The 2739-nt window shown below is 62.5% G+C and carries 2 pseudogenes; one reads left to right on the top strand and one right to left on the bottom strand.

From position 1 onward, the window contains the following. A pseudogene (locus A2I95_RS30180) lies at window positions 1-261 on the bottom strand (hypothetical protein); the annotation flags it as partial. Window positions 262-502: 241 nt separating this feature from the next. On the opposite strand from A2I95_RS30180, the pseudogene A2I95_RS30185 reads away from it, so the two are divergent. Beyond that, a pseudogene (locus A2I95_RS30185) lies at window positions 503-2420 on the top strand (PhoX family phosphatase). Window positions 2421-2739 lie beyond the last annotated feature (319 nt).

The following is a 2739-nucleotide window of genomic DNA, read 5'->3' on the forward strand; positions in this document are numbered from 1 at the left end:
TTCACCGGGCTGACGCCGCCCCGCTGGGGCGACGGTCCCGCCTCACTGTGCGGACCGTATTCAGCAGGAGCGCCCCGCCAGCGCAATCCATTGCGGTTGATGAAGGTTCGTCGGGAAAACGATTCACTGGATCGTTTTCTGATCCTCCTCACTCCCGCTCAAAACGCGCCGGTCATCGACGCGAGGCTTGCCGGGGGACCTGGGAAAGAAGGGTTCAAGACGCGCCATCTGCGCGTCGCCCAGCCAGAAAAGATCAGACATGCACACCGCTCGTTTTCGAGCTCTGAATCACACGGCAAATCGGAAATCAATGCATCCTGACCCTTCTGTATCCCGGGGGTCCGGGGGCTGGCCCCCGGACGTCCGCAGCAGCTTACAAAGCCCGGCGCATGTGACAATATGGTAAAGCCTCATTAACCACTATGCACCTGTTACAAGACTGCCCATGATGACCCGGGTCCGCAGCATTGCGGCAAAGACTGTTGAGATTTTGGAGCCCGCGATGGAGCGCAAGCAGATCATTGATGCCCAGCAGAACGGCAACAAGGCGGAAGCCTTTGAAGCCTTTGATGATATTCCTGCCAACCCGAACCTCGGCCGCACCATCGGCGATGTGATCGCCAGCCGCTATGGCCGCCGGGAGATGCTGAAAGGCATGCTGGGGGTCTCAGCCTCCACCGTCCTGTTCGGCGCCACCGCCCTCACAGCGCCGCGCCAGGCCACCGCAACCGGCACGGCTGGTACAAGCCGCTATGCCTTTGATGAACTGGCCTGGGGCAATGACAAGACCCACCATGTGGCCGAGGGCTATGACGCAGATATCCTGCTGCGCTGGGGCGACCCGGTCACTGCCGATGCGCCGGACTTCGACGTGATGCACCAGACGGCCGGGGCCCAGCTGCAGCAGTTCGGCTACAACAACGACTATGTCGGCTTTACCCCGCTGAACGCCGAAGGCACCCGCGGGCTGCTGTGCGTGAACCACGAATACACCAATGAAGAGGTGATGTTCCCCGCACTCGGCCGCCAGGACAAAGCAGACTTCTCCGGCATGACACGCGAGCTGGTGGATATCGAAATGGCTGCGCATGGCGGCTCGGTGGTGGAAATCGCCCGCGGCGCGGACGGCAAATGGGCCGTGGTCCGGGACGCCAGGATGAACCGCCGCATCTCGCCGCTGAGCACCGTGATGACCATTGACGGGCCCGCTGCGGGCCATGCCCGGATGCAAACAATTGCAGATCCCAGCGGCGCACAGGTCATCGGCACATTGAACAACTGCGCCGGCGGCATGACCCCCTGGGGCACTTGGCTGATGGCCGAGGAGAACTTTCACGGCTATTTCTGGACGGACAAGCTAGACGCAGACGGCAATCCGGACCTGTCGGATCAGCCTGAGGCCGCGCAGATGAAACGCTATGGTGTGCCAGGCCGCTGGTATGCCTGGGGCAAATTCCACGACCGCTTCAACATCGACAAGGAACCCAATGAGGCCAACCGTTTCGGCTGGGTTGTCGAGGTTGATCCGCGCAATCCGGAGGCCAAGCCGGTCAAACACACTGCGCTGGGCCGCTTCCGGCACGAAGGCGCGGAGACGGCGACCTCCAAGGATGGCCATCTGGTGGTCTACATGGGGGATGATGCGCGGTTCGACTACCAATACAAATATGTCTCCACGGGCGTGGTGTCGGACGACCCGGCGGCCAATTCAAACCTGCTGCGCGACGGCACGCTTTACGCAGCCCGTTTTGACGCAGACGGCAGTGTTCACTGGCTGCCCCGAAGACGCAGCGCCCCGCGGCGACGGCACTGCCTATATCATGCTGACCAACAACGCCCGCCGCGAAGCTGGCCAGACCGATGCAGCCAACCCGCGGGCAGAGTCGCGCTTCGGCCATATCATCGAAATCAAGGAAGACGGCGGTGACCATGCAGCAACCTGCGGCAAGTGGTCTATCCTGGTGAAATGCGGGGATCCGCAGATTGCCGAAGTGGGCGCTGCATGGAACCCGGAAACCTCGGAAAACGGCTGGTTCGGATCACCCGACAATTGCGCTTTTGACGCTGATGGCCGCCTCTGGGTCGCCACCGACCAAGGACGGAAGTGGGACAAGACCGGCAAGTCGGACGGGCTGTACGGGGTTGAGACCGAAGGAAGCCTGCGCGGCCATTCCAAGCTGTTCTTCCGCTGTCCGGCAGGCGGAGAGCTGTGCGGCCCCTATTTCGCGCCGGATGGCGAGACATTGTTTCTGGCGGTGCAGCATCCGGGCACCGATGGCACCAAGGCGCTGGAAGGGTTTGAGCGCGCGTCGACATTTGAGGATCCCGCCACACGCTGGCCGGATTTCGACCCGGAAATGCCGCCCCGCCCCGCGGTGGTAGTGGTGACCAGACAGGGCGGCGGCAAAATCGCCGCCTGAGATGAAGTTCAATCGTTACCAAGCGGAGCGCACCCCTGCCAGGGCGCGCACAGGTTTTCGCCCTGACGGGCCGGCTGCTGCCAGACGCACGCGATTGTGAGACACCTGCCGCTTGCTGTGCCGTAAAAGCAAGGAATGCCAACTGGAGGTCCGTGATGCATTTGAAACGCCTGGCCACCGCCCTGATCCTTGCAGCCTCTGCCGCCGCAGCCGGAAATATCGCGCCACGCGACGGCTGGGCCGTGCATGAGACGTCCAAGCCTTATGAACAGCTGATCCAGGACGTCAAAGCTGCAGCCAAGGCCGAGGGCCTGGGGGT

Source organism: Leisingera sp. F5 (assembly GCF_001593695.1).